Origin of the sequence: Paraburkholderia sp., assembly GCF_047605525.1 — a bacterium.
In the GTDB taxonomy this organism is placed as follows: domain Bacteria; phylum Pseudomonadota; class Gammaproteobacteria; order Burkholderiales; family Burkholderiaceae; genus Paraburkholderia.
Genome location: NZ_JASGFN010000026.1, coordinates 78,719 through 103,656, shown reverse-complemented (window position 1 = coordinate 103,656; position 24,938 = coordinate 78,719). Strand labels below are relative to the sequence as shown.

At 60.9% G+C, this 24,938-nt stretch carries 32 protein-coding genes and 1 pseudogene; 25 read left to right on the top strand and 8 right to left on the bottom strand.

Annotated elements, in window-relative coordinates:
* The first annotated feature begins 9 nt into the window (after positions 1–9).
* The 5 genes from QM685_RS30005 (at position 10) to otsA (ending at position 4,415) form a co-directional block, all read left to right on the top strand.
* Positions 10–267 carry a hypothetical protein gene (locus QM685_RS30005; protein WP_415122272.1) on the top strand — a complete coding sequence of 86 codons (258 nt, stop codon included), beginning with the start codon at positions 10–12 and terminating at the stop codon, positions 265–267.
* Positions 268–580: 313 nt separating this feature from the next.
* Positions 581–1,981: a sigma-54-dependent transcriptional regulator gene (locus QM685_RS30000; protein ID WP_415122270.1), complete on the top strand. Its 1,401-nt coding sequence runs from the start codon at positions 581–583 to the stop codon at positions 1,979–1,981.
* Positions 1,982–2,129: 148 nt separating this feature from the next.
* Positions 2,130–2,366, top strand: coding sequence for a hypothetical protein (locus tag QM685_RS29995; protein WP_415122268.1), 237 nt, complete (start codon positions 2,130–2,132; stop codon positions 2,364–2,366).
* A 173-nt stretch (positions 2,367–2,539) separates the two neighbouring features.
* Positions 2,540–2,752 (top strand): hypothetical protein, encoded by a 213-nt coding sequence (locus tag QM685_RS29990; protein ID WP_415122266.1) that lies wholly within the window; start codon positions 2,540–2,542, stop codon positions 2,750–2,752.
* 232 nt (positions 2,753–2,984) lie between these two features.
* Positions 2,985–4,415, top strand: a complete 1,431-nt coding sequence (otsA, locus tag QM685_RS29985; protein ID WP_415122264.1) for an alpha,alpha-trehalose-phosphate synthase (UDP-forming) — start codon at positions 2,985–2,987, stop codon at positions 4,413–4,415.
* Positions 4,416–4,614: 199 nt separating this feature from the next.
* Here the strand turns inward: otsA and QM685_RS29980 are convergent, their stop codons facing one another.
* The 5 genes from QM685_RS29980 to QM685_RS29960 all read right to left on the bottom strand — a co-directional run bounded on the left by QM685_RS29980 (position 4,615) and on the right by QM685_RS29960 (position 9,413).
* Positions 4,615–6,039 (bottom strand): MFS transporter, encoded by a 1,425-nt coding sequence (locus QM685_RS29980; protein ID WP_415122262.1) that lies wholly within the window; start codon positions 6,037–6,039, stop codon positions 4,615–4,617.
* 165 nt (positions 6,040–6,204) lie between these two features.
* Positions 6,205–6,708, bottom strand: a complete 504-nt coding sequence (locus tag QM685_RS29975; RefSeq protein WP_415122260.1) for a YbhB/YbcL family Raf kinase inhibitor-like protein — start codon at positions 6,706–6,708, stop codon at positions 6,205–6,207.
* A 268-nt stretch (positions 6,709–6,976) separates the two neighbouring features.
* The gene (locus QM685_RS29970) at positions 6,977–7,423 is read right to left on the bottom strand and encodes a very short patch repair endonuclease (protein WP_415122258.1); all 447 of its coding nucleotides are present in this window, start codon (positions 7,421–7,423) and stop codon (positions 6,977–6,979) included.
* Positions 7,424–7,480: 57 nt separating this feature from the next.
* On the bottom strand, positions 7,481–8,785 hold the full coding sequence (gene dcm, locus QM685_RS29965) for a DNA (cytosine-5-)-methyltransferase (protein WP_415122256.1): 1,305 nt from the start codon (positions 8,783–8,785) through the stop codon (positions 7,481–7,483).
* A gap of 262 nt (positions 8,786–9,047) precedes the next feature.
* Entirely contained in the window at positions 9,048–9,413 is a 366-nt protein-coding gene (locus tag QM685_RS29960) for a hypothetical protein (RefSeq protein ID WP_415122254.1), read from the bottom strand.
* Positions 9,414–9,624: 211 nt separating this feature from the next.
* Here QM685_RS29960 and QM685_RS29955 point away from each other — a divergent pair, with 211 nt between their 5' ends.
* The 9 genes from QM685_RS29955 to QM685_RS29915 all read left to right on the top strand — a co-directional run bounded on the left by QM685_RS29955 (position 9,625) and on the right by QM685_RS29915 (position 16,432).
* Positions 9,625–9,816 carry a CsbD family protein gene (locus tag QM685_RS29955; protein WP_415122252.1) on the top strand — a complete coding sequence of 64 codons (192 nt, stop codon included), beginning with the start codon at positions 9,625–9,627 and terminating at the stop codon, positions 9,814–9,816.
* A gap of 229 nt (positions 9,817–10,045) precedes the next feature.
* Positions 10,046–10,267, top strand: a complete 222-nt coding sequence (locus tag QM685_RS29950; protein ID WP_415122251.1) for a hypothetical protein — start codon at positions 10,046–10,048, stop codon at positions 10,265–10,267.
* 91 nt (positions 10,268–10,358) lie between these two features.
* On the top strand, positions 10,359–11,066 hold the full coding sequence (locus tag QM685_RS29945) for a glutathione binding-like protein (protein WP_415122249.1): 708 nt from the start codon (positions 10,359–10,361) through the stop codon (positions 11,064–11,066).
* A gap of 84 nt (positions 11,067–11,150) precedes the next feature.
* Positions 11,151–12,125: an SAM-dependent methyltransferase gene (locus tag QM685_RS29940; protein ID WP_415122247.1), complete on the top strand. Its 975-nt coding sequence runs from the start codon at positions 11,151–11,153 to the stop codon at positions 12,123–12,125.
* A gap of 202 nt (positions 12,126–12,327) precedes the next feature.
* On the top strand, positions 12,328–13,077 hold the full coding sequence (locus tag QM685_RS29935) for a YoaK family protein (protein ID WP_415122245.1): 750 nt from the start codon (positions 12,328–12,330) through the stop codon (positions 13,075–13,077).
* A gap of 71 nt (positions 13,078–13,148) precedes the next feature.
* Complete coding sequence (locus QM685_RS29930) at positions 13,149–13,367, top strand: hypothetical protein (protein ID WP_415122243.1); 219 nt, start codon at positions 13,149–13,151, stop codon at positions 13,365–13,367.
* 615 nt (positions 13,368–13,982) lie between these two features.
* Complete coding sequence (locus QM685_RS29925) at positions 13,983–14,675, top strand: hypothetical protein (RefSeq protein ID WP_415122241.1); 693 nt, start codon at positions 13,983–13,985, stop codon at positions 14,673–14,675.
* 1 nt (position 14,676) lies between these two features.
* Positions 14,677–15,354 carry a hypothetical protein gene (locus QM685_RS29920; protein WP_415122239.1) on the top strand — a complete coding sequence of 226 codons (678 nt, stop codon included), beginning with the start codon at positions 14,677–14,679 and terminating at the stop codon, positions 15,352–15,354.
* 4 nt (positions 15,355–15,358) lie between these two features.
* Positions 15,359–16,432 (top strand): MBL fold metallo-hydrolase, encoded by a 1,074-nt coding sequence (locus QM685_RS29915; protein ID WP_415122237.1) that lies wholly within the window; start codon positions 15,359–15,361, stop codon positions 16,430–16,432.
* A gap of 338 nt (positions 16,433–16,770) precedes the next feature.
* Here the strand turns inward: QM685_RS29915 and QM685_RS29910 are convergent, their stop codons facing one another.
* On the bottom strand, positions 16,771–17,118 hold the full coding sequence (locus QM685_RS29910) for a helix-turn-helix domain-containing protein (protein WP_415122235.1): 348 nt from the start codon (positions 17,116–17,118) through the stop codon (positions 16,771–16,773).
* A 125-nt stretch (positions 17,119–17,243) separates the two neighbouring features.
* On the opposite strand from QM685_RS29910, the gene QM685_RS29905 reads away from it, so the two are divergent.
* Positions 17,244–17,537 carry a hypothetical protein gene (locus QM685_RS29905; RefSeq protein WP_415122233.1) on the top strand — a complete coding sequence of 98 codons (294 nt, stop codon included), beginning with the start codon at positions 17,244–17,246 and terminating at the stop codon, positions 17,535–17,537.
* A 44-nt stretch (positions 17,538–17,581) separates the two neighbouring features.
* Positions 17,582–17,734 (top strand): annotated as a pseudogene (locus QM685_RS29900) (excisionase); the annotation flags it as partial.
* 62 nt (positions 17,735–17,796) lie between these two features.
* Here QM685_RS29900 and QM685_RS29895 read toward each other — a convergent pair.
* The gene (locus QM685_RS29895; protein WP_415122231.1) at positions 17,797–18,558 is read right to left on the bottom strand and encodes a hypothetical protein; all 762 of its coding nucleotides are present in this window, start codon (positions 18,556–18,558) and stop codon (positions 17,797–17,799) included.
* 342 nt (positions 18,559–18,900) lie between these two features.
* Between QM685_RS29895 and QM685_RS29890 the strand changes: the two genes are divergently transcribed.
* Genes QM685_RS29890 through QM685_RS29880 form a run of 3 tightly spaced genes read left to right on the top strand, consistent with a single transcriptional unit; the run spans position 18,901 to position 19,820 of the window.
* On the top strand, positions 18,901–19,074 hold the full coding sequence (locus QM685_RS29890; RefSeq protein WP_415122229.1) for a hypothetical protein: 174 nt from the start codon (positions 18,901–18,903) through the stop codon (positions 19,072–19,074).
* Positions 19,061–19,579, top strand: coding sequence for a hypothetical protein (locus QM685_RS29885; RefSeq protein WP_415122227.1), 519 nt, complete (start codon positions 19,061–19,063; stop codon positions 19,577–19,579). Before QM685_RS29890 ends, QM685_RS29885 begins: the two co-directional genes overlap by 14 nt.
* Positions 19,572–19,820: a hypothetical protein gene (locus tag QM685_RS29880; RefSeq protein WP_415122225.1), complete on the top strand. Its 249-nt coding sequence runs from the start codon at positions 19,572–19,574 to the stop codon at positions 19,818–19,820. Before QM685_RS29885 ends, QM685_RS29880 begins: the two co-directional genes overlap by 8 nt.
* A 146-nt stretch (positions 19,821–19,966) precedes the next feature.
* Here the strand turns inward: QM685_RS29880 and QM685_RS29875 are convergent, their stop codons facing one another.
* Entirely contained in the window at positions 19,967–20,383 is a 417-nt protein-coding gene (locus tag QM685_RS29875) for an Arc family DNA-binding protein (RefSeq protein WP_415122223.1), read from the bottom strand.
* A 163-nt stretch (positions 20,384–20,546) separates the two neighbouring features.
* Here QM685_RS29875 and QM685_RS29870 point away from each other — a divergent pair, with 163 nt between their 5' ends.
* From QM685_RS29870 to QM685_RS29845, 6 genes are all read left to right on the top strand, one after another.
* Positions 20,547–20,822, top strand: coding sequence for a helix-turn-helix transcriptional regulator (locus tag QM685_RS29870; protein ID WP_415122221.1), 276 nt, complete (start codon positions 20,547–20,549; stop codon positions 20,820–20,822).
* Positions 20,816–21,055, top strand: coding sequence for a hypothetical protein (locus tag QM685_RS29865; RefSeq protein ID WP_415122219.1), 240 nt, complete (start codon positions 20,816–20,818; stop codon positions 21,053–21,055). Before QM685_RS29870 ends, QM685_RS29865 begins: the two co-directional genes overlap by 7 nt.
* A gap of 266 nt (positions 21,056–21,321) precedes the next feature.
* Positions 21,322–21,648 (top strand): hypothetical protein, encoded by a 327-nt coding sequence (locus QM685_RS29860; protein WP_415122217.1) that lies wholly within the window; start codon positions 21,322–21,324, stop codon positions 21,646–21,648.
* Entirely contained in the window at positions 21,645–22,538 is an 894-nt protein-coding gene (locus QM685_RS29855) for a helix-turn-helix domain-containing protein (RefSeq protein ID WP_415122215.1), read from the top strand. Before QM685_RS29860 ends, QM685_RS29855 begins: the two co-directional genes overlap by 4 nt.
* A complete protein-coding gene (locus QM685_RS29850) occupies positions 22,535–24,322 on the top strand; it encodes a toprim domain-containing protein (protein ID WP_415122213.1) in 1,788 nt (595 codons plus the stop codon). Before QM685_RS29855 ends, QM685_RS29850 begins: the two co-directional genes overlap by 4 nt.
* Positions 24,319–24,936, top strand: a complete 618-nt coding sequence (locus QM685_RS29845; RefSeq protein ID WP_415122211.1) for a hypothetical protein — start codon at positions 24,319–24,321, stop codon at positions 24,934–24,936. Before QM685_RS29850 ends, QM685_RS29845 begins: the two co-directional genes overlap by 4 nt.
* Positions 24,937–24,938: the final 2 nt, after the last annotated feature.

Here is a 24,938-nt window from a genome sequence, read left to right as displayed (position 1 = left end):
GAGTTCACGATGGCACGACCCACAATTGGCATCTTCAGCGTATTGATGGCGCTTGGCGGCTTTCTGGCGGTTCGCTACGTACAGCACAAACGCACCGGCCAGGTTTCCGCAGCGCGCGAACTGAGCCGCTGGGAAAACGAAGGCGGTGCGGTGGCGGCCACGCACGCAGGCGACGCGACGGCAACGGCCCCGGCCGCGGCGCACAGCACCAACGGCTCGGGTCAGGCGCATGACGAAGGCCGTGCATGGCCGTTTCCGCGCGGCTGACGTCGACGCGCTGGTGCATTGCCGAAGCGCGAGCAGGTGGAGTCGCCCGCTTCGCGCAGTCCGATCCAGATTGGCGGGTCGCGCCTGGGCGGCGTGGTTAAAGAATGTCGATAAAGCCGTATAATAGATAAATAGACAACAATGAAGCGAAATTGCTCACTACTTTTCGTGATATTGTTGCAATTTTTTATAAAATGAGCGGCCGGCGCAGGCACAGCGCGGTCTCATGCAGTGCCGTCGGCTTCCCTTGCAGCATGCGTATTGGCATGCTTCGCATCTTCCCTTACCCACGCTTGCAGGTTTTCGAGACGCGATGCCACATGTACTGATTGTCGATGACGATGCAAGTACCCGCGAGGCGCTGTCCGCCATTATCGGCGAAGACGGCCTGACCACCGCCACCGCGGGCGATCTGCGCGAAGCGCGTATTCAACTGGTCCGGCAGATGCCGGACGTCGTGTTTACCGACCTGAAGCTGCCCGACGGCAGCGGGGTCGATCTGTTCGAAGATCTCGACCCGCGCTCCGGCGTGGAAGTGATCGTGATTACCGGCCACGCGACGGTGGAGTCGGCAGTCAGCGCGCTGAAAATGGGTGCGGCCGACTACCTCGTGAAGCCGATCAACATGCAGCGCGTGAAGGCGATCCTGTCGCGCCTGCCGCGCGCCGGCGACCTGAAGGCCGAGATCGGCACGTTGCGCGGCGAGTTGCGCCGCATGGGCCGTTTTGGCTTGATGCTCGGCAATTCGCCGGCCATGCAGGAGGTCTACGACCAGATCAGCCGCGTCGCGCCGACCGCGGCGTCGGTCATGCTGGTCGGCGAATCCGGCACCGGCAAGGAAGTCGCCGCGCAGACGCTGCACGAGCTGAGCCTGCGCCGCAAGCACGCGTTTCTCGCGGTGAATTGCGGCGCGATCTCGCCGAACCTGATCGAATCGGAGATGTTCGGCCACGAGCGCGGCTCGTTCACCGGCGCGGACCGGCAGCACAAGGGCTATTTCGAGCGCGCGAACGGCGGCACGCTATTTCTCGACGAAATCACCGAGATGCCGATCGAGTTGCAGGTGAAGCTGCTGCGCGTACTCGAGACCGGGATGTTCATGCGCGTCGGCACGACCAAGGAGATCGAAACCGACGTGCGCCTGATCGCGGCCACCAATCGCGACCCGGAGCAGGCGGTGCTCGAAGGCAAGCTGCGGCTCGACCTCTACCATCGGCTGAACGTGTTTCCGATCAGCCTGCCGCCGCTGCGCGATCGCGGCAAGGACGTCGAACTGCTCGCGCAGGCGTTCCTCGACGAACTCAACGATCGCCACAGCACGAAGAAGCATTTCCCGGCCGCCGTGAAGGAGATGCTGCTGTCGTATCCGTGGCCGGGCAACGTGCGCGAGCTGAAGAATTACGTGCAGCGCGCGCACATCATGTCGAGCGCGGATTCGGACAGCACCGCGACCGTGCCGTTGCAGATCACGTTGTCGAAGCCCGCGGCCGGCACCGCGATCACGATTCCGTTCGGCACGTCGCTTGCCGAGGCGGATCGTCAACTGATTCTCGCGACGCTCGATCAATGCGGCGGCGTGAAGACGCGCGCCGCGGAAATTCTCGGCATCAGCCTGAAGACGCTGTACAACCGCCTCGTCGAATATGGCAACGATGCGCGCGAGGAAGGCGATGGCGCCGACGAATCGCGCGCGCTCGGCGGCGCGGACGCCTGACACGCGTTTTTTGCGCTCAGTCGCGCTGACCCACGCGTATCCACACGTATTCTTGCTGCTTGCGATGCCGCGCCCGACCATCCGGGCGCGGCACCGAACGGCACATGCCTTGCTGCGCTCCGGTGGAACGCAAAACGAGGTCATCGACATGCCGCAATACGCCGTCGCTCCCGCGCCACTCCCGCCGAAGCGCGCTCACCGGCCCGAGCCGGTCGAGCCACCCACCGCGCCGCCGAACCCCGGCGAGCCCGACACGGTCCCCGGCCCGAGTCCCGATCCGATCGAGCCGGTCGAACCGGTAGCGCCGCCGATCGGCGATCCACCCGGGCAGCCCACGCAACCCCCGCAGGCCAGCAAATTCCCGTCGGCGCCGATGCAGTGTTGACCGCGCGAAGCTTCCGAGCCCGCAGCCGATGCGCGCTGCGCCGGCGCGGCAGCGCTGCGAATTTATGTACTTGTTACAAAGCCGACGCATCTTTTACCGGCAATTTACCGTCACGCCCCCTAGACTGTATGGAGGCCGCCACAGGCGGCAAGCTTCCCCCGGAGGCATCGATCATGAGACATCCCGCATTGCGACGTTCCGCGCGGCATTCGAAGCGCGGTGCGAGGCCCGGCGACGACAGGACCGAGCCGGTGGTGTCACCGGACCCGGCCGGGCAAAACCGGATCGCTCCGCATACCCCGCCGGACGGCGAGCACAATCAGGGCGGGGTACGTCAGGAAGGGCTCGAATACCAGCGCGATCTGGGCTCGGAGCAGGATGCCTGAAGGCGGCCATGCGAGCGGCGAGGCGTTCGCGCGGCTTTGAGGGCAGGTAACGAAGACTTCCGGTTTCGTTAACAAAGCAGAAAAAATTTCTTCGCGATTCGTGGGAGTCGCGCGGTTCTACTCGTTCGTCACATTTGCATACAACTTTATTCCTCGTATCTCAAAAATCGGCACATGACTTGCATGCACCGACTTGGCACATATCCGAATACAACGAAACAATGGAGCATCAATGAGCAGATTGATCGTGGTATCGAATCGTGTCGCACCGATTCAGGAGGGGCGCCCCGCGGCGGGCGGGCTCGCGATCGGCGTACTGGACGCGCTGAAGGAAACCGGCGGCGTCTGGTTCGGCTGGAGCGGCGAAACGGTCAGTGAGCCGTCCGCACCCGTGATCGAGAAGCAGGGCAACGTGACGTACGCGACGGTGGGCCTCACCAAACGCGACTACGACCAGTACTATCGCGGTTTTTCCAACGCGACGCTGTGGCCGACCTTCCACTACCGCAACGATCTGTCGCGCTATGACCGGCAGGAATACGCGGGCTATCAGCGCGTCAACGCGACGCTCGCGAAGCAGCTCAAGGAACTGCTGAGGCCCGACGACATCATCTGGGTCCACGACTATCATCTGCTGCCGTTCGCGCGCTGCCTGCGCGAGCTGGACGTGAAGAATCCGATCGGCTTTTTCCTGCACATTCCGTTTCCGGTACCGGAGGTGCTGCGCACGATTCCGCCGCACGACGAACTGGTCAAGGCGATGTGCAGCTATGACGTGATCGGTTTCCAGACCGAGGCGGACCGCCAGTCGTTCGTCGACTATATCGAGCGCGGCCAGCACGGCACGTCGAGCGAAGACGGCATGGTCCACGCGTTCAACCGCTTCCTGAAGGTCGGCGCGTATCCGATCGGCATCTATCCGGATGCGATCGCGAAAGCCGCCGAGCAGTTCACCGACCGCAAACCGGTGAAGAGCCTGCGCGACGGCATGCGCGGGCGCAAGCTGATCATGAGCGTCGACCGGCTCGATTATTCGAAGGGGCTCGTCGAACGCTTCCAGGCGTTCGAGCGGCTGCTGCTGAACGCGCCCGGCTGGCATGGCCGCGTGTCGCTCGTGCAGATCGCGCCGCCGACCCGCGCCGACGTGCAGACCTATCAACGCATCCGGCAAACGCTCGAAGGCGAGGCAGGCCGCATCAACGGCCGTTTCGCGCAGCTCGACTGGACGCCGATCCAGTATCTGAACCGCAAGTACGAGCGCAATCTGCTGATGGCGCTGTTCCGCCAGTCGCAGGTCGGTTACGTGACGCCGCTGCGCGACGGCATGAACCTCGTCGCGAAGGAATACGTCGCGTCGCAGGATCCGGCCGATCCGGGCGTGCTCGTGCTGTCGCAATTCGCGGGCGCCGCCGAGCAGTTGCCGGGCGCGTTGGTCGTCAATCCGTTCGATCTGTCGCAGATGGCCGAAGCGCTCGAGCGCGCGCTATCGATGCCGCTCGCCGAGCGGCAGGCGCGTCACGCGGACATGATGAAGCCGATGCGCGAGAACAACCTGTCGGTGTGGCGCGATACGTTCCTCGACGATCTGCGCAACGTCGCGACCGCGTCTTCGGTGACGGCCAAAGCGGTAAAGCTCGCTGACGTGACGGCATCGTCGTCTTGAGCGGATGGGCGCTGCCGCTTCTCGCGGCGGGCAGCGTGCATGCCGGTCACGTCCTGATTCTGGCGGCAGGGAAGATTGGAGAGCGAGACAGGAAGGGCGCGCAGTGCGATGCGCGCCCTTTTGCGTATGTGGGCGTGCGCACCGGCGGGCGGTGCCCGTCGTCGTTATGCGTACGCGGCCGGGCTGGTTCATCGATACGTCAAGCCGGGATCGTCGCCTTCTGCATGACCCGCAGCGTGCTCACCACGGCCGCGACCGCGGAGAACCCCGCGGCCACGTAGAGCGCGACGATCGGCCCGTTCTTCGGCGCGACGCCGAAGATCAGCGCGACTAGCGCTGCGCCGAGCGTCTGCCCGGTCAGGCGCGCGGTGCCGAGCATGCCGCTCGCGCCGCCGCTGCGCTCGCGCGGCGCGGACGACAGTATCGTGCGATTGTTCGGCGACTGGAAAATGCCGAAACCCGCGCCGCACAGCGCCATGCGCCACGAGATCTGCAGCGCGTCCGGGTGAGGCCCGAGCGTGGCGAGCAGCAGCAGGCCGAGCGTCATCGCGGCGAGCCCGACGCCGCCAAGCCACCCCGACGACACCTTGTCCGACAGCACACCCGCGATCGGCGCCGCGATGATGATGATCGCGGGCCACGGCGTCATCAACAGACCGGTTTCGACCTGCGACATGCCGAGCGTTTCCTGCAGCATGAACGGCAGCGACACGAACGCGAGCATCTGCGCGCAGAACGAGCAGACCGAGGTGCCGATCGACAGCGCGAACACCGGAATGCGCAGCAGATCGATCGGCAGCAGCGGCGCGGGCTGGGTGAGCTGGCGGCGCACGAAGAAGTAGCCGATCACGAGCGCGGCGACCACCTCGAGCGTCACATAGCTGAAGCGCTCGCCGTGACCGAGCCCGTCGACCGCGAAAATCAGCAGGCCGAACACGAACGCGTTCATGATCGCGCCCGGATAGTCGTACGGCGATTCGTGGCCGGGATTCATCGGCAGCGCCTTGAAGCCGCCGATGATCGCCGCGATGCCGATCGGCACGTTGATCGCGAACAGCCACGGCCACGTTGCGATCGCGAGCACGCCGGAGGCGATCGTCGGTCCGACCGCCGACGACACCGCGACCACCATCGCGTTGATCGCGACGCCGCGCCCGAGCTGCGCGGGCGGATAGATCATGCGCACGATCGCGGTGTTCACGCTCATGACGCCGGCCGCGCCGAAACCCTGGATCACGCGCGCGAGCGCGAGCGTCGGCAGCGACGTCGACAGCGCGCAGCCGAACGACGCAACCGTAAACAGGATCAGCCCCGCGAGATAAATGCGCCGGTAGCCGATGCGGTCGCCAAGCGACGCGAGCGGCAGCAGCGTAATGGTGATCGCGAGCTGGTACGCGTTGACGACCCAGATCGAGCCGGCCGCGCTCGCGTTGAGGTTGCGTGCGATCGTCGGCAGCGCGACGTTGGCGATCGCGCTGTCGAGCACCGCGAGCGTGAGCGCGAGTGCGATGACGAGCATCGCCCAGTAGCGTTGCAGGACCGGCAGGCCCTGTTCGGCGCCTTCCTCGAATGAGGGAGCGGCGGAGGGCGCGGGGCCGTCCTTGCGCGAGGGTTGTGCGTGCATCGACTGTTTGATTTGTAGTGGGACGGCTGCGCGCCACGGAGGCGGGTCACGCGCGGGCCGCCTCGGCCGCCGTGGTCACTCACGCCGTGATCATTCACGGAAAGCGGCGGCTCGCGCCGGCGCCGGCGTTGCAGGTGAAGTTGCGCCAGCGCCGCGTCTTCGGCGTTATTTGAGTTCGTACAGTCCCGTGTGGGTCGTCGAGTCGATTTCGTTCAGGTGCGTCATGAAGCGCGCGACCGCGTTGGTGGTCTCCGGGGTGACCGGCAGATGCGGCACCTTCAGTGCATGCAGCCGGAAAATATAGCGATGCGTGCGATCGCCGCGCGGCGGCGCGGCGCCGCCGAAGCCGACCGTCCCGTAGTCGTTGCGCACCTGCACCGCGCCTTGCGGCAGCAGCGAGCCGTCGGCCTTGCCGGCGTTGCGCGGCAGCGAACGGGCATCGGCCGGAATGTTGACGACGACCCAGTGCCAGAAGCCGCTGCCGGTCGGCGCGTCGGGATCGTGAACGGTGAGCGCGAAGCTTTGCGTGTCCGCGGGCGGCGCGTCCCATTGCAGCGACGGCGAGATGTTTTCGCCATCGACGCCGAACGCCTTGTCGTCGTATTCGTGAGCTTTCGGCATGAAGCCGTTGGCGGGAAAGTCGTCGGACCAGAGACGGAAGTCAGCCATGGTGTGCCTCCCTTGTTGATTGGTTTGGTTCTGGGTTCGTCGGAGCGCGGTATCGCGGCGGGCGAGCGCGCATGGAGCAGCTTGCCGAGGTGCGTCGGGACGTGCCGCCAGAAGGTTGGGACGGCGCCTCTGAAAGCACGTCGTTGCACGTCCCGGAAGTGCTCCGAGTGAGCTTTTCGAGTGTATCACCAGCAGCCGCGAGACTCGCGCGAGCCGGGCAGGCCGCGCGCGGTTTGCGGCCGCTCGCGAGCCCGCGTCCAGCCGCTTTTCAGGCGCGTTCCTCGAAGTGAGGCGCGTCGCTCCTGAGCCACTCAACGAGCCGTTCGATCACGCCCGCGATATCGCGATTCGCGCCCCGCAACGCGCATTCCCACACCACCGCGACGCGCCAGCCGTTCGCGAGCAGCGCGGCGCGCACCTTGTCGTCGTTGCTGCGATTGCGGCCGATTTTCTCGCGCCAGAACTCCGGGCGCGTCTGCGGCCATTTGAAGAGATGGCAGTCATGGCCGTGCCAGAAGCAGCCATGCACGAGCACGACCGCGCGATAACGCGGCAGCACGATGTCGGGGCGTCCGGGCAGATCGCGCGCGTCGAGCCGGAAGCGAAAGCCCTGCCGGTGCAGCAGGCTGCGGATCAGGATTTCCGGCCGGGTGTTGCGGCCGCGAATGCCGGACATCATCCGGCTGCGCGTCGCGCTATCGACGATATCGACCATCGTCAGCGCTCCGCTCGGCCGGGTACGGCGGGCTGGCCGCGTTGCATGCGAGAGCGCTTATGCATCGAGCGGCAGGGCATGTTTCGAACCATCGCGTGTCGGGTTGGCGAGCAGGGTTTGCACATGCGGCAGCATGATACGCGCCACTTCGCGCATCACCGGCATCACGACGCTGTTGCCGAACTGCCGGTAGGCCTGCGTATCGCTGACCGGAATCCGGAAAGTGTCGGGAAAGCCCATCAGGCGCGCGCATTCGCGCGGTGTCAGGCGCCGCGGCCGCAGCGCTTCGCCCTGATGGACGAGGATTTCGGAGCCGTCCTTGTGATAGCGCGCCGACAGCGTGCGCGTGACGCTGTCCGGATACGCGATGCCGAAGCCGAAGCCGTTACCCGCCGCGCGATGCTTCGCTGCGTAGTTCTGCAGGTAGGCCCACAGTTTCGGTGTGAGCGTGTACTTCGGCTGCACGCGGCGCGCGGCGTGGTCGAAGAAGCGGTCGTTATCCCACGGCAGCACCGGCTCTTCGCCGTCCGTGCGATGCAGGATCGCGCCGAGCCGCGGGCCGTGCTCGGGCAGGCGCAGATCGTCCCACGAGAACGACGTCCTGCCGCGAAAGCCGACGATGATGATGCGCTCGCGATGCTGCGGCGTGAAATGCCGGCCATCGATTACCCGGTAGTGCACTTCGTAACCGAGCTCGTCGCGCAGCGTTTGCAGGATCACGTCGAAGGTGCGGCCCTTGTCGTGCGACAGCAGGTTCTTCACGTTTTCGAGCAGAAACGCGGCGGGGCGCTTGGCGGCGATGATCCGCGCGACGTCGAAAAAGAGCGTCCCCTGAGTCGTGCATTCGAAGCCGTGCGGACGGCCCAGCGCGTTTTTCTTGCTCACGCCCGCGATCGAGAACGGCTGACACGGAAAGCCGCCGAGCAGTACGTCGTGGCCCGGCACGTCTTCGGCGGGGAACGCGACGATGTCGCCGATCAGCGCGCGCCCGGCGCCGCCCGCGTGGTTCTCGCCGTAGTTTTCGCCATAGTTCTCACGATACGTGCGCGTCGAGAATTCGTTCCACTCGCTGGTAAACACGCACTCGCCGCCGTGTGCCTCGAAGCCCATGCGAATGCCGCCGATACCCGCGAACAGATCGATGAAGCGAAACCGCGCAGTGCCGTTCGCATGGTTCGCCGCGCGCGCGCCTTGCCGCAGCAGATCGCGCAACGCCGGCTCCAGCATCGCGGGACAAGGCGTTTCGCCTTTTTCCCAACGACGTATGGTCTTGATGTCCTTGCCGACATGCGCGGCGATTTCGCGTTGGGTAAAACGGGCGCGCGCCTGCCGGAGCAGGTCGAGCGGGGCGGCGAGGGTCACGTGGCATCCTTGCTGGGAATTTTTGCGGACATTATGACCTAATGCTGTCCCATTTTCCTGTTTTTGCCGGCGATGGCCGGAAAATTTCTCGCCTGCCTGGGTTGGGTGGCGGCGAAACACGCTTGTCACGGATCGACGTGTAGGCTCATTGCGCGACGCAAGTTCCCTGCGTTGCGATGTGTGTTTGCGGCCGCGACTTCTAGCGTGGCCGTTTTTTTGCGGGGGCGCGGACCGTGGCGCGGCGGATGGGGCAGGAAGCCGCTCAGGCGGGGCCCGGGGCTTGTCGCGCGTGAGAAGCGTGCCGGGCGGAGCGCATCGGGCGCCGTGCCTTGGCCGGCAAGAGCAGCGTGGAGGCGGCCGGTGCGTACCGCTCCCATGCGGGCTGCGGCGTCGCTTCGAACTGGTCGAGTTGCAGCAGCAGGCTGTCGACCTTGCAGAATTGCGCGTGGCTGAGATGGCCGCCCTCGAGCAGGGCATTGAGGCGCCTGTGCCAGTAGGCGACGGGCAGAATGGGGCCGCCGAAATCGCCGCGCAGCGACACGTACATTACGCGGCCGATGTGCGCGATGTCCCGATCGATCAACGCAGCCTGCGAAGATCCCGAAAGCGTAGTGAGCGTGCGGTCCATAGCCCCTCCCTATGCGCATTTACGGCAGCGCGCGGCGGGACTTTAGGCCTTTGATGAATTTTTTGCGCGCCCGCGAGAGGGTGCTCGTCGACGAGTCGCGCCCCGCGCCGTCGCCACGCGCTGCCATCCTCGGGCATGTCCGTTGCTGAACCCCGATACCGGCGGAATGCCGCGCCGGCATTTCTGTTGATGACAGTTTGGGGAGTCGAACATGAATAAGGATCAGGTGAAGGGCGTAGGCGAGCAGATCAAGGGCAAGGTCAACGAGGCCGTCGGCAAGGTCACGAACGACCCCGCGAAGGAATTGAAAGGCGATATTCAGCAAGGCGCGGGCAAGGTGCAGAAGGCCTACGGCGACGCGAAGGAAGACGCCAAGGACAATGCGAAGCGCAACACCCCGTGAGTCCGTTTTGCGTAGCCTGATGTAGCGAAGAGGCGTCGCGCATGCCGCGGCGCCTCTTTTTTGTATGCCGCGTCCGGCGCGCGCCGCGCATCGCGTACCACGATTTGGGCAGCGGTTGCCGTTCGGGCGGGTTGCGGCCTGGGAGTAACCCCGTGATCGCGATCGAGGGCATTCCGTACGCGATGCGCGGCCTTTAGACTTGGCGCAATCCCACCAGGAGGTAGCGCCAATGACACCCGAAAAAATGCTTTCGATGTTCGAACGGCAGTACCTGGAAGGCAAGGCCCCCACCGATCTCGAAGCCACCTGCGCGAACTTCGCCACCTGGCTCGCGGCGGCGTGGGAGTTGCTCGACGGCTCGGAGAAAACGCTGCTGGTCACGGTCGGCGCGGCGCTGTGGCGCGAGGGGTTCGACGTGCGCGCGGGGACGGCGACGAAGGATTTGTGGTGAGAGCGTGCGTGCCCGCTGCGCGCGCGTTGCGCCGAGCCGGTTTATATTGGGCGGTCCTGTAAATCTCTCTCGCCTGAGGCGACTCGAAGCCATGGCCGATTTATCTGCTTTCCCGATTACGAAGAAATGGCCGGCCGAGCATCCGGACCGGATTCAGCTCTATTCGCTGCCGACGCCGAACGGCGTAAAAGTCTCGATCATGCTCGAGGAGACCGGCTTGCCGTACGAACCGCATCTGGTGCGCTTCGATACCGACGATCAGATGTCGCCCGAGTTTCTGTCGCTGAACCCGAACAACAAGATCCCGGCGATCCTCGATCCGAACGGCCCGGACGGCAAACCGCTGCCGCTGTTCGAGTCGGGCGCGATCCTGATCTATCTGGCGGATAAGAGCGGCCAACTGATTGCGCAGGATGCCGCCGGCCGCTACGAAACGATCCAGTGGGTGATGTTCCAGATGGGCGGCATCGGCCCGATGTTCGGCCAGGTCGGCTTCTTCCACAAATTCGCCGGCAAGGAATACGAGGACAAGCGTCCGCGCGATCGCTACGTCGCCGAGTCGAAACGGCTGCTCGGCGTGCTCGAGCAGCGCCTCGAAGGACGCGAGTGGGTGATGGGCGATCGCTATTCGATTGCCGATATCGCGATTTTTCCGTGGGTGCGTAATCTGGTGGGCTTCTACGAAGCGGGCGATCTGGTCGGGATTCAGGACTTTCCGAACGTGACGCGTGTGCTGGCCGCGTTCGTCGAGCGCCCGGCGGTGGTGCGGGGGTTGAATATTCCGAAGCGGCCGGGATGACGGGGTGGCGAGTCGACGATGGCTGGGTGGGCGTGGGTCGGATGCACCACGGTTCCGTCTTGCGAGACATTCCGGAGCACACCTATGGCGAACGCAACGTCGGCACTCAGGCGCATTTTCAAAAAAACAAAGCGCCTACCGGTCATCGGCTCCGTCGTGTCTACGATCAATGGACGTCGATGGCGTGCCGTCACTGAACGCCAATGGGCTGCGCGTTATGCCGAGTCGCCGCTCGTTGCTACTCACAATGATGAACCGGCACCCTCGCTGAGAGGGTTGTCGTCACAGCTTTGCACCGCGTTGCAGTTTCGCGAGCCGGAATATGCGCGGTGGTGCCGTGAAATGCGCTCGCCGGCGAGACTCGCGCGAAAGCAGTGGGAATTTGTCTTCGTACTCGAGGCGCTTTGGCGTAGCGGCATGTTCGCCGGCGGGAGGCGAGGCCTCGGGTTCGGCTGCGGCAACGAACCGCTGCCGGCTGTGATGGCGAAATATGGATGCGAGATCGTGGCGACGGACCTCGACACGCGCGAGGCGGCCGAAAAAGGCTGGGTGGACACGGACCAGCATGCCGCGACGTTGGACGCGCTGAACGGGTTTGGAATCTGTCCGGATGGAATATTCCGGCGGCGCGTCTCACATGAATTCGCAAACATGAACGTGATCCCGGAGAAGTTCACCGGCCAGTTCGATTTCGTCTGGTCGTGCTGCGCATTCGAGCATCTGGGCTCGATTCGCCACGGCCTGGATTTCGTGAAGAACTCGATAAAGTGCCTGCGGCCGGGAGGCGTCGCCGTCCATACCACCGAATTCAATCTCTCGTCGAACGACGACACGCTCGAGGATCCCGGCTGCGTGATTTTCCGGCGCCGCGACATGGAACAGTTACGCGCGGAGCTCGAGGGAGAAGGGTATAGCGTCGCGCCTTTTAACTTCAATGCAGGCTCGGAGCCGGTCGACCATCATATCGATGCGCCACCGTATGCGGAGACGCCGCATCTGAAGATCATGCTCGAGGGATACGTGGCGACATCGATCGGGTTGATTGTTCGAAAGCCTTGAGTGGACCGAAGCGTGTTGGGAAGTGAAAGGCGCGAGTGGGATTTTCAGTTCGCTCGGTCCAGATCCGTCGTCCGTTGCCCGCAGGATCTCGCGCGTTCAGCGGTGATCCGGGCAAACGCGGCGCGGCCGAACGCATGCTAGCATCGTCATCGCTGAGTTACCTGCCGGATGATTCATCCGTGCGAAGCGAGTAAATTCCACGATGCCCATCAATTATCTTCGCGGCTTCACGTCGCCCGAACGGACGGACGCAACAAATCGTCGCCTGGGACGGTCATTGGCATTCGTGGCCGGAGCGGCGAATGCGGGTGGTTTCCTGGCCGTCGGTCAATATACTTCGCATATGTCCGGGATTGTCTCCTCGCTGGCGGATAATGCCGTGCTCGGGGAGGCGGGTCTTTTCGTTTCGGGGCTAAGCGCGCTCCTTGCGTTTCTGGTCGGCGCGGCGGTGTCGGCCATTCTGATCAACTGGGGCCGTCGACGACGCCTTCGCAGTGTCTATGCGACGCCCTTGGCAGTCGAGGCCGTCCTGCTGTTGTCGTTCGGGCTCATCAGTTCGAACCTCGAGCATCACCATGTCTTTTTCGTGCACGCGACTGTCGGGATGCTTTGCTTTGCCATGGGGCTGCAAAACGCGATGATCACGAAAATTTCGCGCGCCGAAATTCGTACCACGCACGTGACCGGCCTTGTAACCGACGTCGGAATTGAATTGGGTAAGATGTTTTACTGGAACGCGCGGCCGGTTCTCGGCGAAGGAAAGGTGCAGGCGGATCGACAGAAGCTCGTGCTGCTTGGCTCCCTGCTTCTGTCGTTCATTGCTGGTGGCCTGGCGGGGGCCGTGGGTTTCAAGCATCTGGGATTCGTATCGACCGTGCCGCTTGCAATCGTCCTGCTTACGTTAGCCGCTGTGCCACTGGTCGATGATATGCGCAGCGAATGGCGCTTGTGAGGGGCTGGATGTTCAGGGCAATCTGCGTGTCCTGAACCAGTTAGTGAAAGTCATTGAGAGAGGATCCGGCCATGGAGCCGATCAACCTGCGGGTCCCGCGCGAAAGCGCCGCGGACTTTGCTGATGACCTTACGGCATGGGCGAGCACCACGGGGATCGACCCGTGTCTTACGATCGCCGACGAGTCCGGTACGGCCACGAACCTGAGTTCACCGCTTCTGTATCAGGTCTTCGTGAGCGAGAGTTTTTTCGAGCAGTTTCCGGAGTGGCGGATGTACGTTGAGCAGTAGTCGTCAGGCAGCTTGCTTCCTTCCGCCTGTACCGTGAGTCGATTGGGTCGCTCCGGTATTTCTTGTTCTTGTCTATTGTCCGGGGATCAAGGTGCTTCTGGCGGCTTCGCGCGACGTTATGGCTGAGAAGCTATCTGGTCCCCTGGCAGAATTCATATGTCAAGACTGGTGGTGCGTTCCGTGGATTTTCCGTATTTTTATACCCCCACCAATACCCCTAAAATCCGTCTTCTAAGGAAATAGGGGTGCGATTCCTTACCGTTCTTATCGCGAGACGTCGGACCAGATCGCGGCGCGGCTTTGATCGGCAATGACGACTCTCCTTGAAATCGTTGCGGTGCCTCTCCAAGCCTCATTGGAGACACATGAGTTCGTCATTCTCGCTCGGGAGCGTTTGTGAAGTTTTGCAGATTCGTGCCGTAATACATCGAGATCTCCGATGCATCTGGGTGGCATTCTGGTTGTGTCCGTTGCGCATTGCACATTGGCGCGGTTGCGAAGCGGCGCTGACGAGTTTGGATCAGTTATTATCTAGCTATAGTTAAACCGGCATTGATTTTGCCGCCGTGAAAATTTACCTTCGTTTCGACGGAAATGGAGGTGGGAACTTAAAAAATGTCCGCGAGCCGTGAAATTTTCGATGCGCAAATTGTGCTTGCCGGGGAATTTCTACCTTCAATTTTCTCGCCTGATTGGTTCGCCCGTAACAACTTGATCGGCGGCGAGGACCTTGAGGTAGCAACCGCGGGCAATCTGGTAGTTAGTCGCGAGGTGACGAACTTTCAGACAGATTGGTTCGCGTTCCAAGCGTTGCAACAGCAGATTGTCTTTACATCGCTTGGTCCGGTAAATCCTTTGATCAAGGATCTTGCGGTCGGCGCATTGATGCTGCTACCGGAGACGCTGGTAACTGGCGTTGGCTTGAACTTTCGGTCACATTACAAGACGTCAAACCGTAGCGAATATCATTTGATCGGCGACAACCTTGTACCGAAAGACAAGTGGAAAGGCCTATTTCCAGACATGCATGTTGGATTGGTGAACCTGCAAGTCATGGCGCAAAAAGTCAACGATAATGGAGACGCCGCTAGCGGCGACCAGTTCCACGTATTTGTACAGCCTTCCGGTACGATCAAGGAAGGCATCTTTGTTGCGACGAACGACCATCATGCGGTCGTGGTTGACACTCCCAAGCAGCCCTTGGGAGAGAAAGCCGCTCAGATAGTAAGAGATTTGTGGGAGCCGGCGTGGCATCGTTCAATGGAACTCTCTGATCAACTGTTGGCAGACTTGCTGGTGGGAGATTGAGATGGCTAACACACAGGCACTTGCAGCTCCGGCTACCTATCTGAATGCGCTGCGCGGAGAGTTGGTCGCGGCTACCCAAAGCAGTATCGCTAGCACTTCCGGCACATCGTCAGCGGTGAAATCCGCTTCAGAGGCATTTGAAAACGTGGCTGAAGTCGTTCGTCAACTTTCAGAACGAAGCGATGCCTTATTGAGCGCAGGCGGTGCGAATAACGGTACCGCAGCGATCTCCCGATCGCCCACAACTGAAATTCCCGCAAAACCGAACCGCACGAAATCTCTAACCTCCGGGCAAGCATCGACACGGACGAAGAAAACGCTAGCGCAAGTCGCCGCTTATACCGCGCCTATTGAAATATTCGAAGGTACCGTGCGCTCGGTGGACCGATCGTCCGAAGTGATGTTCGTGACACTCACTTCCAAGACTCGCGATGTTTCAGATCATGCAGCGGACATCAGTTTTGCTTGGGTAAATCCGCAAGACTTGGATTTAGTAGCTCCCGGTGCGGTATTTTATTTATCGCTTTATAGGGAGCGGCGCGGTGGGACGATACGTAACACGGAAGAACTCCGCTTTCGACGTATGCCGACATGGACGCGTACACAGATCGACCGCCTCAAAGATGACGCTGCTCGGCTCTATTCCAAGCTCCAAACACGGCCACTTTTAGACGAATAACAATATGCAATACACGTCGGGACCGGCTCATGATGAGCCGGAGGTCGTGGTTTTTGGACCTGGCTATGGCGAAGCGATTGCTGTGCATTTGGGCGACAACCAATGGTTGCTAGTTGACTCGTGTCGAAATCCAGCAACGAGGGCGCCGGCGTCACTCGAATATCTGCAACGAATTGGCGTTGATCCCGCTCGGGTTCTTGCAGTGGTTGCGTCGCACTGGCACGACGACCATGTCCGTGGCCTTTCTGCATTGCTTGACGCGTGTTCAAATGCGGAACTGTTTATTTCCGGGGTCTTCAATGACCGAGAGGCTATGGCTTTCCTGGCCGCTTACTCGGGAAGGCACACGTCCGGATTGAGTCGGGGCACCCGAGAGCTATATGACTCTGTGGACAGGTTAAGCAGTGCCGTGGTTCCTGCGACCCATCGCACACTGATTTTGGAGCAGCAGATCAACGGGAAAGCCGTGATGGTGGCCGCGCTTTCGCCGACGACGGAAGGGCAAGCGAAGACGCTTGAACATTTCCTATCTTATGTACCTAGCCATGATGGTGGCGCAGACGATCGGCCGATTAACCATGCGCCGGATTTACAGCCAAATATGGAATCGGTGGTTGTTCACGTCGATCTCGGCGACGACGCCATCCTGTTGGGTTCGGACTTGGAACACCATGGACTTGCCGGTTGGCATGGGATCGTCGAGTCAAAATTTGGGCGAGCCCGGAGACCCGCATCGGTATACAAGGTGGCACATCATGGATCCATCACTGCAGAATACCAAGGCATCTGGGATGTTATGCTGCGGTCGGCGCCGACCAGCGTGCTTACGCCTTTCATAAACGGTAGCGTTAAGCTTCCGAAGGATGCTGATCGATCTCGCATTCGCGCCGTGTCCGGAACGTCGTTTATTAGTTCAGGCGCTAGCCGAAGGGCATTGCTGGACCGAGACATTGAAAAACGCCTAGATGCCATGTGTTCCAATCTGACGCCGGTAAACAACGGTTTTGGCGCCGTACGTGTGCGACGCAATAATGGCGTCTGGTCATCGACTCTGTTTGGCGACGCGATGGTGCTGTAAGCGATGGTTTGATCTACGCAGTTTATCTTTCATTGAACGTGGCGAGCCGGGTAAGTGCCCGGCGACAACGCCAAGTTCTGACAAACGATCGGGGAAGGATAGAACTAGGCCCGGCCGCAGTGGCGTGAGCGATGGAACACTGAACCGCCGAGACTGATCATCGATATTTGAATGTGGGGAAACCCGCTCACGGCGGGCCGACGGGAAGGCTGCTGAAATCGGGGAGGCCACCGTTTAAGTAAGGTTCCTCGTACGCTGCCTGGGCGTAGTGGTTTAAACCTCCGGGGCCTCGCTCATCATTCTATGCCTGAAAACCGGTCTCGGTCTGCTGCCGCGGCCTATGCGTCGCTCGCACGAGAGGCCAGTGCCGCATCGATCTGCTCGATCGGGATAAGGCCGCACTTGTTGTGCTTGAACTGGCCGGCGTGCAGCATCTTGCTCACGGTCTGGCGACTCAAGCCGAGCGTCTTGGCTGCTTCCTTGATCGTCACGTGCGGAGGTCGCGGAGACTGCGCCTCGTAAATATCGATGGCACGCTCAACGATTCGTAGAAGTTCTGCCTCGGTGAGAGCGCTGCGCCCGCCGCGTGGCACTCCAGCGAATTGCTCGATCTCTTGAGCGAGGGCATCCGCGTCGCGCTTGAGACACTGGACTCTGGCGCGCAGGTCATCGAATTTGTCCGGCATAGCGCCTCCTGTAGTAGTGTTCCGCTCAAGCAGGTTTTCCCATGCCGACGGCGTATCACGAGAAGTGAGGTCATCGTCGGCGTGGTTGAACCACAGAGCAGTGACTGTCCCTTTAAGGAGGAAACATGCCTGTTACCAACGAGCAGTTGGCAGAACTTCTGGTTGGCATCGCACGGTCTCAAAAGGCGATCATCGATGCAGTCGCGCAACATCTTGGTCAGAACGGAAACGCATTTCGTATGGGAGCCGTAGTTCCGACTCTCCAAGGCTATGCAAACGTTGCCAATCATCATGCGCCGCCCACGCTTCACGACCTGCCGACGCGCATTCTGCTTCAAATCCAAGGCACTCCTCGGCCAGGCGCGCAGCCCGTCGAAGACTGGGTGGAACAGCAACTCGCACGGATCGTAGGTCCGTGATGAAGATTCGTCTCGATAAGTGACTCGAAAAGGAGTTCGATCCACCGCCGAAAATCCGCATGGCGAGGCGCTGGATCAAGGTTGGAAAGATTTATCCGCCGCCCGCAAAGGTGGGACACTCGTACTATGTCAATGAGAATGCTACGTTTGCGGATTCGACGGTCCGGCCACGTCTCGCGAATCGGATTTCACAATAACGCCGGCGCTGTGCTGCCGGCTTCCGTGTCAAACGACGTTCGCGAACAGGTTCGCGGCCGCGCTATCCCTTGAATTGCGCGAGCGAAGAGCGTCCGGCGTAACGCTTCGTTATCGGCCCGAATACCCTTCCGAACTTGAGGAACAGGTGCAGTTGTGCTGGCTGCGCAGACCCGCATATGCGTCGGAACTGGTGGAGCGATGGTTGCCGATGCCACGCACCGCGGCGGCTCATGAAATCAGATGGAATCGACGCAACGCTATCGAAGACCGAAGGCTGAGTCAGCGCATCCTTCTCGACTCGTCTGAGCCTGGTGCGCAACGTTTTTTTCGTGATCGCGAAGTGGCTCGCCAATGCGGAGCTGTCGCCGTCGAACTGGTCGAACATGTGGTAGTAGGCGACTGCTTCGGAGAAGCGGGCGCGGATGACAGCAGCGACCTCGGTAGCCTCTTCCTCAAGTTGCAGCGCGACCTCGGGTTCGTAGGCTTGGGGTGCCGATAGACGAGCGGAGATGGCGTTTTCCCGGAAGTCTCCGTCGTCGTCGCGCTCATCCTGATCAAGGCGTGTCGCGAAGCGCATTGCGCGGTTCACGAAGCGGCCAAACAACTTGTGCAGTCGCTCGACGATGGTCTCCTGCAACTCCGCGTCATCGGGCTCAATCGTTTCGCCACGTTCCGCTTTTACTTCTTCCGCGATGATCCACGCTTCACTTTTCAGGTCATCGACGGAGTGCTCACCCTGCGTGAGCTTTGCGATATACCGGAGGTGCTTAAGCATCGGCGAGATCAGCCGATCGAAGAAAGACGCGTCGTGACGTTGGGCCATGCGCTACCTGTTCTGGAATAAGGGGCGGGCGAATCGCGTTGCGTGCGCGAGTTTAACTGCTTCTCTTGACATGCTCCAGGGTTCGGGATTATCGTGGCTACATCGCTGAGACAACAGCGATCGGGTTTGGCGACCTGATTTCACAAAGGCGGACGACGACCGCCGCATGGCGGTATTTTTTCGTCTGTATACTACGCGTGCGTCCAATCAACGGGCGGGCGGTGGTAGGGATACCTTCGGGTATGCCGGGTTCCTTTGTGTCCGGTTCGCCAACCTTGCTATCCGCCTGCCCACCCTATTTGGCGATAGGGCTGCGGGCTTTACGTTCACAAAGGATGCATCATGTCGAAAATCCATCAGGCCCAGTCCGGGCAGACCAACGAAGTTCAAGAACTCAGGGATAAAGTCGAGCAAGCGATTGTTTGCTTGAATGCCGCGCTCTATGTCCTGCTGCAGCGTACCGATACAGAAAAGCTGAACGCGTCCAAAGCGGAGGCTGGCCATGAGCAAGCCTGATTCCGCTGCTCGTTCTGAGCAAACGAAAGCCGAACTGAAAATTCAATTCGAACCGCAATACGGGCGCACCGTATTCGTTGGCACGCGCGCGTTGCTTGAAAGCGAAGGGTTGATTCCAGATGGCGTCGTGTTTCCCCAAGGCATCGCCAGACTTGGATGGACAGAGGGTGAATTCAGATTCGAACTCCGTCGCGTTCGTCCCGACGATTTCGACGGCCCGCCTCGCGGATGGCTTGAGTGTGACAACTTCGAATTGACTCGTTGGTGGAACAATAGTCTGGGCTGTGATGAGCGCGCGCTGAAGTCGAAAGCCAGGGAACTCAGGGAAATGGCCTACAGCATGACAGCTGAGGGTATCGAAGAGCGCGACAGACGGTGGAGAGCGTGGGTGAAAGCTCGGGACGACAAGGCGTTTCAGGCGTTCAAGGCGCTTGTCCCTACCCTCATTCCTACGTCGCGCAAGCCGAGAGGCGTTTCCACGGACCGGGGGGCGCGCCATGAATGACGAAAAGATTCTGACGCATCCGGCGTTTGACCGGCCGCCCGTGCTGAATGCCCGCCGTCATGGGTCGACCCCGCGCAGCGTTCCGGTGCTCAAGCGAGAGCGGTGGGAACGTCGCCAGCGTGAACTGAAGGCGCAGCAGGAGGCGCAACGCACGCCTACGCCTGAGGCTCGAGACGCCATACTCGATAGGCTTGCATACCATCTGCTGATGGCGGTACGGGCCGTGAAGGAACTCGGATAATCCGACCGCACGTGCTCGGCGCATAATCGCTTTGCTCGGTCGATCCAGATTATCGGCCATAATCGTTTGCAACCACGCCTAGCCCGACGGGGCGAAAGCAGGGCTCCCTTACCCTGTTGGCGCGGTTCACTATCAAGCAGTGTGTTTCAAATTATGGATTGTGGTCGTCCGTATCGCTTGAGTTCTTCCTGGTTTATTTCGGTGAAGTGCTCAAACGCCTTCCTCATCGATTCGGCCTCGCGGTGTAGTGCCGTCAAATCAAGATCAGATGATTTCTGATCTTGTATCGCGCTGACAGTTTCATCAAGTATGTCGACCGTCCTTCCAAATTGTTGAAGCACCCATTGCATGAGCATCGCGGCCCCTATCTTGTCACCTTTCATCGACTCGGTAAGCTGCTCAAATGCTCGATACAAGGTCGCAGTATCCGACACTTTACTTAGTCTATCGATGATCTCTGCGTTCATCGATCTGCCAGCATTCTCTGCGGAAACTGATATGTCCGCGTGTAGGTGTCTCGGCAGCCGCAGCGCAGTCTTAATGTAATCGTCCTGAGTTGCCATCGTTGTGTCCCTAAATCGCCTTCAAAAATAGAGTTGCCTCCAAATTGGAGGCGCTCTATACTTGGCTGCATGCCTTCGAATTGGAGGCACTATAACTCCAAATGGGTGTTTGTGACCATCCGGCGCAACGCGATTTGGAACCGTTCGCCAACGCGAGACGATCATGAAAACGAGCCCTATGAAGACTGCGGCACCGCAAGAGCACGTGCCTGCAACCCTGCCGAACATTGGCCTTTCTAAGTGGGCTCAAATCGCGCCCTTCTTGCCAGTCGGACGCGAAACATGGCGCAAATTGACGATAGCGGGCAAGGCGCCGGCTCCCATTCGGCTGTCCGAAAAGTGCACGGTCTACAAGAACCAAGAAATTCATCGCTATCTTGCTGACCCGTTGGGCTATAGCGCCGAGCGGGCTGAAGATCAGACTGCTGACCGATGCTGACGCCGACCATCGGGACTAAGGTCATTTCCTTGATCGCCGAACTGGTCCTGAACAATCCCATGATCCTCGACAGCGTCAAGGCATCGAGCGACATCATGAAGATCCTGCACGGCACCGGCGTCTCGTGCTGGAAGAAGCGCAAATTGACGTCGGGATCGAACCCCAAGGCGTCAGGTTGGGCGTCGGAAGCCTTGTCCCTGCGGTTGATTGGACCTTTCGCTGCCGGGCGATAGATGGTGGATCTGAGATGTGGAGTAGCGGCTACGACGCGATTTTCGCAACGTAGTCCGTGAAAAAAAATTTAAAAGGCTTCAAACTTTGTAGCGACGTCGACTGGTCCTCGATAAAAAACAGGGATGCCCCGCTTTTTGTGGGGAGTGAGGCGAGCCGAACCCTGCGGCAAACCGATCCGACTGACCATCGGCACTCCCCAGAAAATGCTGGGCTTTTTATTTGTAAATTAGGAATCCTTAGTGGACTGTGGGCAAGGATGGCAGATATGAAATACGAATCGGATGTCGTTGTCGCTTCCCCTCCTTGCCACGATTTTAGATCCGTTCGCCGGAAGCGGTGGATTGCTTGTCCCGATCTCCGCATTTGGTCGATCAACCTCATCGAAGAACATGCCCCCGACCTTTGTGGCCAGGCGTGTGCCGATTTCGAGCGCGAACTGCGCATCAGCGCCATCGGCGTACTGATGGAATCCTCCGCGGCAACGCCGCTCTGGCAACGTGTCTGCAAACACTCGATGTACAGCGAGATCCGCGCGCGCAGCACCGATCAGCGATTGCTCATGGAATTGGCGCTGCAGGAGTCCATGCGATGAGCTTCCAGGCTATGACGTGGGCCGTTGAACAGGAACTACCAGCCCTGCAAAAACTGGTGCTGCTGATGCTGGCGAACTGCACGAACCAGCACACAGGACGCTGCGACCCATCGCACGAGCGGCTCGCGAAAGAGTGCGGTATGAGCAGGGACTCGGTGAAGCGCGCGATTTCCGAACTTGCCGAAAAAGGTCTCGTCGAAATCCGCCGACAGGCGAATAACGGGGTCAACCTGCCGAATCAGTACACGCTGAGGGTGGGGTCATCCGTAGGGGTAGTGGGTGCAGACAGCACCCAGGGGGTAGGTGCTGACAGCACTGAGGGTGGGTGCTCACAGCAGGGAGGGGTAGGTGCTGACAGCACTGAGGGTGGGTGCTCACAGCAGGGAGGGGTAGGTGCTGACAGCACTACAAAACAGGAAGTTAAACCAGGAAGTAAACCTTCTCTCTTGAGCGATCCGAAATTCGAGGAAGCGTGGAAGCTGTATCCGAAGCGTGAAGGTGGTAATTCGAAGCAGGCAGCGTTGAAGGCGTGGAACGCACGGATTCGTGAAGGCGTTGATCCAGACATGCTCGTGTCAGCCACCAAAGCCTACGCGATCGCGATGCAAAAGTCCGGCAATGTCGGTACACGGTACGTGCGGCAGGCGTCGACGTTCTTTGGTCCCGATCGCCATTTCGCAGAGCACGTGAAGAGCGGTCAGCCGCGAGAAGGGCTCTTCCAGTCCGCTGAGCTGGCTGACAACTGGTGGACGGCCGCGGGTTTCCGCAACGAGTGGGACGCGATGAGCGCGGGCTGCACTGAGCGCAATTCGGTCCTCTGGCGTGATGGTCGTCCGACGCGTCGACTTCCCGGTGCAAATGTCGAACCCTGGCCCGCGGAGACCGCATGAACGCGCGAGAACTATCCGCCCTGATGGCAGACAATGCACAGAAGATCGTCGAGCATCTGCTTCCGAATGGTCGCAAGTCGGGCAAGGAATGGAAGGTCGGCAGTGTTGCCGGCGAGAAAGGTCGCAGCATGTCGGTGTGCCTGTCGGGTGCCAAACGCGGAGTTTGGAAGGACTTCGACGGTGGCGAGTCGGGCGATCTGCTGGATCTCTGGCGCGCGTGCCGCGCCCTGTCGGTGGCTGAAGCCATGCGGGACGCGAAGCAGTTCCTCGGGGTGCGCGACGAGATGCCGAAGCGTCAGGCGCCGGCCTATCAACGGCCGGGCAAACCGAAAGCGACCTGGCCCACCGATATTCTCGGTGCATGGTTCGCCGGTCGTGGGATCACGGCCGAGACGATCAAGGCGTTCAAGGTGGCCGAGCAGACGCGCGGCAAGGATACCTACATCGTTTTTCCGTATCACCGCGGCGCTGAGCTGATCAACGTGAAGTACCGCAACATCGCGGACAAGAAGGACATGCGGCAGGAAGCCGGCGCCGAGCCATGCCTGCTCGGCTGGGATCTGATCCCGCCTTCGTGCCGCGTGGCTGCGATCGCAGAGGGAGAGATCGACGCGATGACACTGCATCAGGTCGGCATCCCCGCTCTGTCGGTCAATGCAGGTGCAGGCAATCACCAGTGGATCGACAACGACTGGGAGCGACTTGAGCGCTTCAGCGAGATCCTGCTGTGCTTTGACAACGACGATGCCGGCCGTAAGGGTGCCCGCGAGGTAGCAAACCGGTTGGGGAACGAGCGCTGCCGCTTCGTGATTTTCGGCGAGTCGAAGGACGCGAATGAATACCTGCTTGGTGGTGCGAGCGTCGACGACTTCAAGCGGTGTTGCGTAGCAGCCCGCGGCTTTGATCCCGACGAACTGCGCCCTATCTCTGACTTCTGGTCGGGCGTGAAGGCACTGTTCTATCCGGCGGAAGAGGGCTTTCATGAACCGTTCCTTACGCTGTGCGGTGTATCGCAACTCTGGTTCGAGTTTCGAGGGGGCGAGGTAACGGTCTGGACCGGCTACAACGGGCACGGAAAGTCGTTGCTTCTCAACCAGGTACTGATCGGTCTCATGAACCAGGGCGAGCGCGCAGTCGTGTTCTCCGGCGAGTTGACGCCCGAGCGCCAGGGCGAGCGAATTTCGAAGCAGCTCGGAGGCCTCGACCGGCCGTCACCCGCGTACCTCGATTACATGGCTGAATGGCTGCGTGACCGCATGTGGCTTTTCAACCTCAATGGCACTGCATCGATCGACCGCCTGATCGCGGTCTTTACTTACGCGTTCAAGCGCTATGGCATCCGTCACTGCGTGATCGACAGCCTGATGATGACCGATGTCCAGTCCGACGGCCCCGGCGCGATTACGTCGCAGAAAGAAGCGATGCGCAAGCTCGCCAACTGGGCGCGCGCGAACGGTACGCACGTGCATCTGGTTGCGCATCCGCGCAAGGGGCAGGACGAAAAGAAGACGCCCGGCAAGCAGGACGTCTCTGGGGCCAGCGTGATCACCGACGCCGCCGACAACGTCTTCGCGGTGTGGTCTGCGCAGAAGGACGAAGCGCTGCCCGATGACGAAACGCCTGATGGATTTCTCACGTTGCACAAGCAGCGTAATGGGGAGACCCAGCGACGCTCCATTCCGCTGTTTTTCAACCACGACGCGCAGCAATACGGCATTAGTACCGCGCGCCGGCCATTCGTCTACCTGACGTTCAGCAACGTCACTCGGGAGCAGATTGCATGAACTACAACAAGACCGGACACAGCGGCATCGTTCAGGTGTCGGACATTCGCGATCATCTGCTGAAGCGTTTCGACGTAGCGGGTAAGTTGCCGTTCGAACACGTCTCGGGTGAGCTGTCGCCACAGCAGCAGTCGGACGCTATCCAGCGGAACTACCGCACGTTCGAGCACCGGGTGGCGGCTGGTATCGATGGTTGGCACGGGTTCGTGCCGTACGAGATCGCCGACTGGTTGCGGGTGCTGACGGAACCCGAATTCGGCGCGTGGCAGGACATCCGTTCTAATGGCCTACCCCTCTGGCCGCGGCTACCCGTCGGAGACTTCGTTGTCAGCTTCGGCAATCCCGAGGCAAAGGTCGCTCTTCAGTGCGGTGTCGAATCAGACGGTATCTCGTCCTACGAACTGCGCGCCGACCATTGGCTGAAACAGGTCGGTTGGCGCGTGTTTCGTGTGCCGTACGAGCGTTGCCTGCGCGTCATGGATACGCCGGCCGACATCCGGGAGCGGACCGGCGAATGCGACGAATCGTATCGTGCGACCTACCTTGCCGAGACGCTTGCAGGGACGATTCAGGAACTACGGCATGCGTTGATAGCTACGGGCGCGCGGGTCTGAGT

Coding starts and splice junctions, on each gene's coding strand:
- QM685_RS29860 (WP_415122217.1), top strand. CDS start 21,322: ATGAAATACGAATCGGATGTCGTTGTCGCTTCCCCTCCTTGCCACGAT.
- QM685_RS29925 (WP_415122241.1), top strand. CDS start 13,983: ATGTCCGCGAGCCGTGAAATTTTCGATGCGCAAATTGTGCTTGCCGGG.
- QM685_RS29905 (WP_415122233.1), top strand. CDS start 17,244: ATGCCTGTTACCAACGAGCAGTTGGCAGAACTTCTGGTTGGCATCGCA.
- QM685_RS29945 (WP_415122249.1), top strand. CDS start 10,359: ATGGCCGATTTATCTGCTTTCCCGATTACGAAGAAATGGCCGGCCGAG.
- QM685_RS30000 (WP_415122270.1), top strand. CDS start 581: ATGCCACATGTACTGATTGTCGATGACGATGCAAGTACCCGCGAGGCG.
- QM685_RS29995 (WP_415122268.1), top strand. CDS start 2,130: ATGCCGCAATACGCCGTCGCTCCCGCGCCACTCCCGCCGAAGCGCGCT.
- otsA (WP_415122264.1), top strand. CDS start 2,985: ATGAGCAGATTGATCGTGGTATCGAATCGTGTCGCACCGATTCAGGAG.
- QM685_RS29960 (WP_415122254.1), bottom strand. CDS start 9,413: ATGGACCGCACGCTCACTACGCTTTCGGGATCTTCGCAGGCTGCGTTG.
- QM685_RS29880 (WP_415122225.1), top strand. CDS start 19,572: ATGAATGACGAAAAGATTCTGACGCATCCGGCGTTTGACCGGCCGCCC.
- QM685_RS29955 (WP_415122252.1), top strand. CDS start 9,625: ATGAATAAGGATCAGGTGAAGGGCGTAGGCGAGCAGATCAAGGGCAAG.
- QM685_RS29935 (WP_415122245.1), top strand. CDS start 12,328: ATGCCCATCAATTATCTTCGCGGCTTCACGTCGCCCGAACGGACGGAC.
- QM685_RS29910 (WP_415122235.1), bottom strand. CDS start 17,118: ATGCCGGACAAATTCGATGACCTGCGCGCCAGAGTCCAGTGTCTCAAG.
- QM685_RS29970 (WP_415122258.1), bottom strand. CDS start 7,423: ATGGTCGATATCGTCGATAGCGCGACGCGCAGCCGGATGATGTCCGGC.
- QM685_RS29845 (WP_415122211.1), top strand. CDS start 24,319: ATGAACTACAACAAGACCGGACACAGCGGCATCGTTCAGGTGTCGGAC.
- QM685_RS29855 (WP_415122215.1), top strand. CDS start 21,645: ATGAGCTTCCAGGCTATGACGTGGGCCGTTGAACAGGAACTACCAGCC.
- QM685_RS29950 (WP_415122251.1), top strand. CDS start 10,046: ATGACACCCGAAAAAATGCTTTCGATGTTCGAACGGCAGTACCTGGAA.
- QM685_RS29980 (WP_415122262.1), bottom strand. CDS start 6,039: ATGCACGCACAACCCTCGCGCAAGGACGGCCCCGCGCCCTCCGCCGCT.
- QM685_RS29975 (WP_415122260.1), bottom strand. CDS start 6,708: ATGGCTGACTTCCGTCTCTGGTCCGACGACTTTCCCGCCAACGGCTTC.
- QM685_RS29895 (WP_415122231.1), bottom strand. CDS start 18,558: ATGGCCCAACGTCACGACGCGTCTTTCTTCGATCGGCTGATCTCGCCG.
- QM685_RS29890 (WP_415122229.1), top strand. CDS start 18,901: ATGTCGAAAATCCATCAGGCCCAGTCCGGGCAGACCAACGAAGTTCAA.
- QM685_RS29915 (WP_415122237.1), top strand. CDS start 15,359: ATGCAATACACGTCGGGACCGGCTCATGATGAGCCGGAGGTCGTGGTT.
- QM685_RS29850 (WP_415122213.1), top strand. CDS start 22,535: ATGAACGCGCGAGAACTATCCGCCCTGATGGCAGACAATGCACAGAAG.
- QM685_RS29940 (WP_415122247.1), top strand. CDS start 11,151: ATGGCGAACGCAACGTCGGCACTCAGGCGCATTTTCAAAAAAACAAAG.
- QM685_RS29870 (WP_415122221.1), top strand. CDS start 20,547: ATGAAAACGAGCCCTATGAAGACTGCGGCACCGCAAGAGCACGTGCCT.
- QM685_RS29885 (WP_415122227.1), top strand. CDS start 19,061: ATGAGCAAGCCTGATTCCGCTGCTCGTTCTGAGCAAACGAAAGCCGAA.
- QM685_RS29875 (WP_415122223.1), bottom strand. CDS start 20,383: ATGGCAACTCAGGACGATTACATTAAGACTGCGCTGCGGCTGCCGAGA.
- QM685_RS29990 (WP_415122266.1), top strand. CDS start 2,540: ATGAGACATCCCGCATTGCGACGTTCCGCGCGGCATTCGAAGCGCGGT.
- QM685_RS29865 (WP_415122219.1), top strand. CDS start 20,816: ATGCTGACGCCGACCATCGGGACTAAGGTCATTTCCTTGATCGCCGAA.
- QM685_RS29920 (WP_415122239.1), top strand. CDS start 14,677: ATGGCTAACACACAGGCACTTGCAGCTCCGGCTACCTATCTGAATGCG.
- QM685_RS30005 (WP_415122272.1), top strand. CDS start 10: ATGGCACGACCCACAATTGGCATCTTCAGCGTATTGATGGCGCTTGGC.
- QM685_RS29930 (WP_415122243.1), top strand. CDS start 13,149: ATGGAGCCGATCAACCTGCGGGTCCCGCGCGAAAGCGCCGCGGACTTT.